This is a genomic window from Mycobacterium uberis (assembly GCF_003408705.1).
GTDB lineage: Bacteria > Actinomycetota > Actinomycetes > Mycobacteriales > Mycobacteriaceae > Mycobacterium > Mycobacterium uberis.
Genome location: NZ_QAYL01000029.1, coordinates 22,096 through 28,983, shown reverse-complemented (window position 1 = coordinate 28,983; position 6,888 = coordinate 22,096). Strand labels below are relative to the sequence as shown.

The window sequence follows — 6,888 nt, the reverse complement described above, 5'->3', positions numbered from 1 at the left end:
CACCACCCGCTTTACCGACGGACTCACGGCTACCAGAACATCCACACAGTAGATCAACTCACACAACCCATCGACCCACACCACAACCCACACCACCACACCCCACATAAAACAAAACCACACAACACTCAACAAGAAGATGCATTCGGTCACATCATTATGGGCAGTCTGCGTGGGGCTATCGGTACTTGTGTGCCAGGCATCGCTGTTTGCCGGTACACTGTCCTCTGCAACATCTAACCAATCCTGAGCCCGAATGGCGTCGTACATGGTGGTACGCAGTCGTATCGGGGCCCCTTTGTCCTGTGTTACTGTCCTCTGCAACATCTAACCAATCCTGAGCCCGAATGGCGTCGTACATGGTGGTACGCAGTCGTATCGGGGCCTCTTTGTCCTGTGTTTACGTAGCTAAACTGTCGAGCGCCAATTGGGCTGTTTAAGGCCAATTGGGCGATCATAAGTAATGAGGGGACTGCACGTTGCGAGCCGCAAACGTCACGCCGGTGGCCATTATCGGAATGGCCTGCCGGCTTCCCGGTGGGATTGATTCTCCGCAACGACTGTGGGAGGCGTTGTTGCGTGGCGAAGACCTGGTGACCGAGATTCCCAAGGAACGCTGGGACGCGGATCTGTATTATGATCCCGAGCCAGGGGTGCCTGGCCGGTCGGTATCGCGGTGGGGTGCTTTCCTGGACGACGTTGGCGGCTTTGACTGCGATTTCTTCGGTATGACGGAGCGTGAGGCCACCGCGATCGACCCACAGCACCGCCTATTGTTGGAAACGTCGTGGGATGCTATCGAGCATGCGGGTTTTGACCCTACGACACTCGCAGGGTCTGCGACTGGTGTCTTTGTGGGGCTTACGCACGGGGACTATGAGTTGCTGTCCGCCGACTGTGGCGCTGTGGAGGGACCGTACGGTTTCACGGGAACCAGTAACAGCTTCGCATCCGGTCGAGTGGCCTATACGCTTGGGTTACACGGTCCGGCAGTAACGATAGATACAGCGTGCTCGTCGGGCTTGATGGCCGTGCACCAAGCCTGCGGAAGTTTGGATGGCGGCGAAAGCGATCTGGCCCTTGCTGGTGGTGTCGCCGTGATGCTAGAGCCACGGAAGTCAGTTTCGGGCTCGCTGCAGGGTATGCTGTCACCTACCGGTCGCTGCCATGCCTTTGATGTTGCGGCCGACGGATTCGTGTCCGGCGAGGGATGCGTAGTGTTGTTGCTCAAGCGATTGCTCGACGCGGAGCGTGACGGTGACCGAATCCTTGCAGTGCTGCGCGGTACTGCGGCCAATCAGGATGGCCGCACCCCGAACATCGCGGCGCCCTCGGAACAGGCGCAAATTGCGGTGTATCAAAAGGCCTTGGCCGCGGGTGGTGTTGACCCCACCACGGTGGGTCTGGTTGAAGCGCACGGCACTGGCACCCCGGTCGGCGATCCGATCGAATACGCGAGCCTGGCCGCCGTGTATGGGACTGCAAGACGTTGTGCGCTAGCGTCAACGAAGACAAACTTCGGTCACATGCAGTCGACATCTGGACCGCTAGGGATGATGAAGGCGATCTTAGCGCTGCAGCATGGCTTGGTTCCGAAGAACCTGCATTTCACCCGGTTGCCGGATCAACTAGCTGAAATCGCCACCGAACTCTTTGTGCCGCAGGTCAATACACCCTGGAATGTCGATGGTCAGCAGCCACGGCGTGCCGCGGTGTCGTCGTACGGAATGTCTGGCACTAACGTGCACGCGATCCTCGAGCAAGCGCAGGCAGCCAAGAGTTCAGCTAAGGGATCGCTGGTAGCATCCAAAATCGGTGACGTGCTGTTGTTTCCGGTGTCGGCTACGTCGGCAGAGCAACTGCGCGTGACGACTGCCAGAATGGCGGACTGGGTTGACGAGCACAGCAGCGGGACGAAACGTGTCGAGCTGTGGGATTTAGGTTACACGCTGTCGCGCCGTCGTGGATATCGGTCAGTGCGGACGATAGTTCCGGCGAGCAGCTTTGCTGAGCTTAGCCGGGGATTGCGCGAAGTCGCCGGCAGCGAGGTTCCCTATCAGCCTGCCGTGGGGCAAGACGACCGCGGCCCAGTATGGGTGTTCTCCGGACAAGGGTCACAGTGGGCCGGGATGGGTGCAGAGTTGCTCGTGAAAGAGCCGGTATTCGCTGCGACTATTGCGGCAATGGAACCGGTAATAGCCGAGGAATCAGGGTTTTCGGTAAACGAAGCGTTGACGGCGACGGAAAAGGTAACCGGTATTGACCGGGTCCAGCCGACGATCTTCGCAATTCAGGTGGCATTGGCTGCCACAATGAAGTTCTACGGGGTGTATCCGGGTGCTGTCATCGGACATTCGCTCGGTGAGGCCGCGGCCGCTGTCGTTGCGGGCGCGCTGTCGTTCGAAGATGGTTTGCGCGTCATCTGCCGCCGCTCGCGGCTAATGTCGCGTGTCGCGGGCAACGGCGCCATGGCGTCGGTGGAATTGCCTGGCCAACAAGTGCTTTCCGAACTTTCTATTCGCGGCCTGTCAGATGTTGTGTTGGCGGTCGTCGCCTCACCGACATCGACTGTCGTCGGTGGAAACACCCAGGCGATTCACGACCTGGTGGCCGCCTGGCAGGAACAGGACGTGATGGCGCGCGAGGTGGCTGTTGACGTCGCCTCGCATACTCCACAGGTCGAGCCGATTCTTGACGACTTGGTCGAAGCCCTCGCTGATCTCAAACCCACTGAGCCGGAAGTCCCTTACTACTCTGCGACCCTGTGGAACCCGCGTGAGCGGCCGTCGTTCACCGGCGAATACTGGGCAGAAAACTTGCACTACACGGTGCGCTTTGCGGCGGCTGTGCAAGCAGCGCTCAAGGATGGGTTCCGAGTCTTCGGGGAGCTGGCGCCACATCCCCTACTGACCTATGCGATTGAGCAAAACGCTGCCAGTCTCGGCATACCGATCAGCGCGTTGGCCGCCATGCGCCGCGAGCAGGAGCTGCCACTCGGGTTACGTGGCTTCGTCTCCGATGTGCACAGCGCCGGTGCCCGGATCGATTTCTCCGTTCAGTACCCCGATGGATGCCTGGTAGATGCACCATTGTCTACCTGGACTCACCGGGAGCTGATGCTGAGCCGCGAGTCGGTGGACCACCCTGCGCACGGCGTCGCGGTTCAGGCTGTTCATCCACTGCTTGGGGCGCATGTGCGCCTGTTTGAGGAGCCGGAGCGCTACGTGTGGCAGGGTGGGGTCGGCACTGAGGCACACCCATGGCTCGAAGACCACCAGATCCACAACGTGGCCGCGCTTCCCGGTGCGGCTTACTGTGAAATGGCCTTAGCCGCTGCACGGGCGATTCTCGGCGAAGCGTCAGAGGTCCGAGACATTAAGTTCGAGCAGACGTTGTTGTTGGATCACGAGACGATGGCGTCGTCGGTGGCGACGGTTTCAGCGCCTGGCGTCCTCGAATTCGTGGTGGAGACCCATGAGGAAGGAGAACGTGTTCGGCGAGCAAGTGCGGTGCTGCATGCACTGGAGGTCCGCGCGGATCTGCAGCAGCCGCCCGTGCACAACATTGATGCATTGATCGCTAGCCATCCGTCGCGCACGGAAGGTGCTGATTTGCGAATGGCCTTCGACGCTGTCGGCATTCAGTACGGCCCGGCCTTCTCGGGCCTCGCCGCAGTACACACTGTCGACAGGACCAATGTGGACGTCTCCACTGTGCTCGCCGAGGTCGCGCTGCCCAGGGCTATTCGCTCGCAGCAATCGGCATACACAAGCCACCCCGCGTTGCTCGATGCGTGCTTCCAGTCGATCATCGTTGCGCCCGAGGTGCAAAAGGCGGGCGCCGGCGGTCTATTGCTGCCTGTCAGTGTGCGCCGACTGCGTAACTACCATTCAATGCGCAACGTGCAATACTGCCTCACTCGGGTAACAGCATTGCGAGCCGGTGAGTGCGAAGTCGACCTGGAAGTTTTGGACCAGTCCGGAACGGTGCTGTTGCTGGTTGAAGGGCTGCGTCTGGCCGGGGGTGCTTCCGGGCATGATCATGTTAATCGCGTGCTCGACGAACGGTTGTTTACCATCGAATGGGAATCGCACAAACTGCCGGAGGCGCCGCAGCGAGAGTGTGGGTCCTGGCTAGTCCTCGGCGCATCTGCCGAGGATCCTTTGGTCAATCAACTTGGCGATGCCCTAAACGCCGAAGGCGGGCAGTGCACCGCGGTGCCGTTGCCGCTCGGGCAAATAGATACCGCACAACTGCGTTCGCTGCTGTCCAACGACGGCGTGAGCCTCTCCGATGGTCATGGGGCCCTCAAGGGGCTTACTGGTGTGGTCGTGGTTACTGCCCCGCCTGCCGCTGCTGCGGCAGAATCGTCAGCATTGCGGCGTGGTCGCGACTATGTGTCCCACATCGCCACCATCGCCCGCGAGATCTCCGAACTCCCCGGCGAGCGGCCCCGCTTCTTTGTCGTGACCAGAAACGCCGCAAGCATCAGGACGGGTGATCTGGCCAACCTGGAACAGGCCGGACTGCGTGGGCTGATGCGGGTGATTGACTCCGAACACCCTTACTTGAGTGCGACCCAGATCGACGTCGACGACACCAATCAAGCGACGATCGCCTTGCATGTGGCCCAGCAACTGCGCAGCCGTTCGGATGAGGACGAGACCGGCTGGCGAGACGGCGAATGGTATACCGCCCGACTGCGACCCAGTCCGGTGAGCCAGGCCGAACGGCGAACCGCCGTCGTGCAGCATGAACGCGACGGCATGCGGCTAGAGATTCGGATCCCGGGTGATCTGGAATCGATGGAGTTCGTTGCTTTCGATCGGGTACCACCGGGGCCGGGGGAGATCGAGGTCGCGGTCACCGCATCCACCATCAACTTTGCCGACGTTCTGGTCGCGTTCGGCCGGTACCCTACCTTTGAGAGCTACCGCCAACTGTTGGGTATCGACTTCGCTGGGGTGGTGTCAGCCGTCGGGCCGAATGTCACTGATCATAAGGTCGGCGACCGGGTCGGCGGTATGTCTCGCAACGGTTGTTGGACCACGTTTGTGATTTGTGATGCTCGCCATGCGGTCACACTGCCACCCAAGGTGCCGCTGGAAGAGGCCGCGGCTGTGCCTACTGTGGCCGCGACCGCTTGGTACGGCCTGCATGATCTGGCTCGGATCTCATCGTCCGACAAGGTGCTGATTCATTCGGGAACCGGCGGTGTCGGACAGGCGGCGATTGCGATCGCACGTGCCGCGGGGTGCGAGATCTTCGCGACGGCGGGTAGTCCGCAACGGCGACAGCTGCTGCGCAGCATGGGTATTGAGCATGTCTACGATTCGCGTAGCCTTACGTTCGCCGAACAAATCCGTCGTGACACCAAAGGATACGGCGTTGACGTCGTGCTCAACTCGTTGTCCGGTGCTGCGCAACGTGCCGGAATCGAATTGTTGTCCTTCGGTGGGCGGTTCGTCGAGATCGGCAAACGTGACATCTACAGTGACACCCGACTCGGATTGTTCCCATTCCGTCGTAACCTCTCGCTGTACGCGGTCGACTTGGCGTTGTTGACGCATACACACCCTGAAACTGTTCGACGCTTGCTGACCACCGTGTACCAACGCACTGCTGAGGGTGTGCTGCCGGTACCGCAGACCACGCACTATCCAATTCATGACACGGCCGGTGCCGTGCGCTTGGTTGCTGGTGCCAGGCATACCGGCAAAGTGATGCTTGACGTGCCGCACACCGGATCCAGTGTGGCCGTGGTGCCCCCGGAGCAGGTTCGTACGTTTCGTACTGACGGCGCCTATATCGTCACTGGCGGGCTGACCGGCCTGGGGCTGTTTCTCGGCACCGAGATGGCCGCCGCGGGCTGCGGACGGATTGTGCTCAACTCCCGCTCGGCGCCCAACCTCCAAGTGCAGGAGGTCATCGAGCGCCTCCGCGCCACAGGCGCCGATATCCAGGTGGAGTGTGGTGATATCGCTGAGCCTGAGGTTGCTGGCCGCCTGGTGGCGGTGGCGGCCCAATCAGGGCTACCGGTTCGCGGTGTGCTACATGCAGCGGGGGTGGTCGAGGACGCCACGTTGATCAATGTCACTGATGACCTCATTGATCGTTGCTGGGCACCTAAGGTCTACGGTGCGTGGAACCTGCACCAGGCCCTGCAAGACGGAAAAGCTGCGCAGTCGCTGGATTGGTTCTGCTTATTCTCAACGGCCGCCGCGCTAGTCGGTTCGCCGGGACAAGGCGCATATGCGGCGGCTAACAGCTGGTTGGATGGTTTCTCGCATTGGCGCCGGGCACAGGGCCTACCGAGCACCGCGATCGCTTGGGGAGCATGGGGTGAGATTGGTCTCGCCACCGCTCTGGCCGAAATGGCCGGAGCAGCAATCACACCCGCCGAGGGTGCTCGCGTATTTCAGACGCTGCTGTGTTATAGTCCCCCATACTTTTGCTATGCGCCGATCATGGGGACGCCGTGGTTGACGTCCTTTGCGCAACGCAGCCGCTTCGCCGAGGCGTTCCAATCTGTTTCTCAAGGCCGAAAAGATAAAAGTAAGTTCCTGGCCGAATTGAAAGTGTTGCCTCACGACGAATGGCCCAGCATGATTCGACAATTGGTGTCTGAGCAGATCAGCTTGCTACTGCGGCGCACTATTGACCCCGATCGGCCGCTATCTGACTATGGCCTGGATTCGCTCGGGAATTTAGAGTTACGAACCCGTATCGAGACGGAGACGGGAGTACGCATAAGTCCCACTAAGATCACCACAATTCGAGGTCTCTCCGAGCATTTGTGCGAAGAGTTGGTAGCTATGGAAGCTGAGTCGCCAGCCACTTGATCGCAGGCGCGTACATCGTCAGGAGATAATAGCCGCCTCAACCAGG

The 6,888-nt window shown here is 60.5% G+C and carries 2 protein-coding genes; one reads left to right on the top strand and one right to left on the bottom strand.

Annotation, left to right across the window (positions count from 1 at the left end; translation table 11 throughout):
• A partial coding sequence (locus MUBE_RS13675; protein ID WP_133297128.1) for a hypothetical protein occupies nt 1-327 on the bottom strand: 327 nt, incomplete at its 3' end.
• A 152-nt stretch (nt 328-479) separates the two neighbouring features.
• Between MUBE_RS13675 and pks2 the strand changes: the two genes are divergently transcribed.
• Complete coding sequence (gene pks2 / locus MUBE_RS13670) at nt 480-6,842, top strand: sulfolipid-1 biosynthesis phthioceranic/hydroxyphthioceranic acid synthase (RefSeq protein ID WP_116540946.1); 6,363 nt, start codon at nt 480-482, stop codon at nt 6,840-6,842.
• Nucleotides 6,843-6,888: the final 46 nt, after the last annotated feature.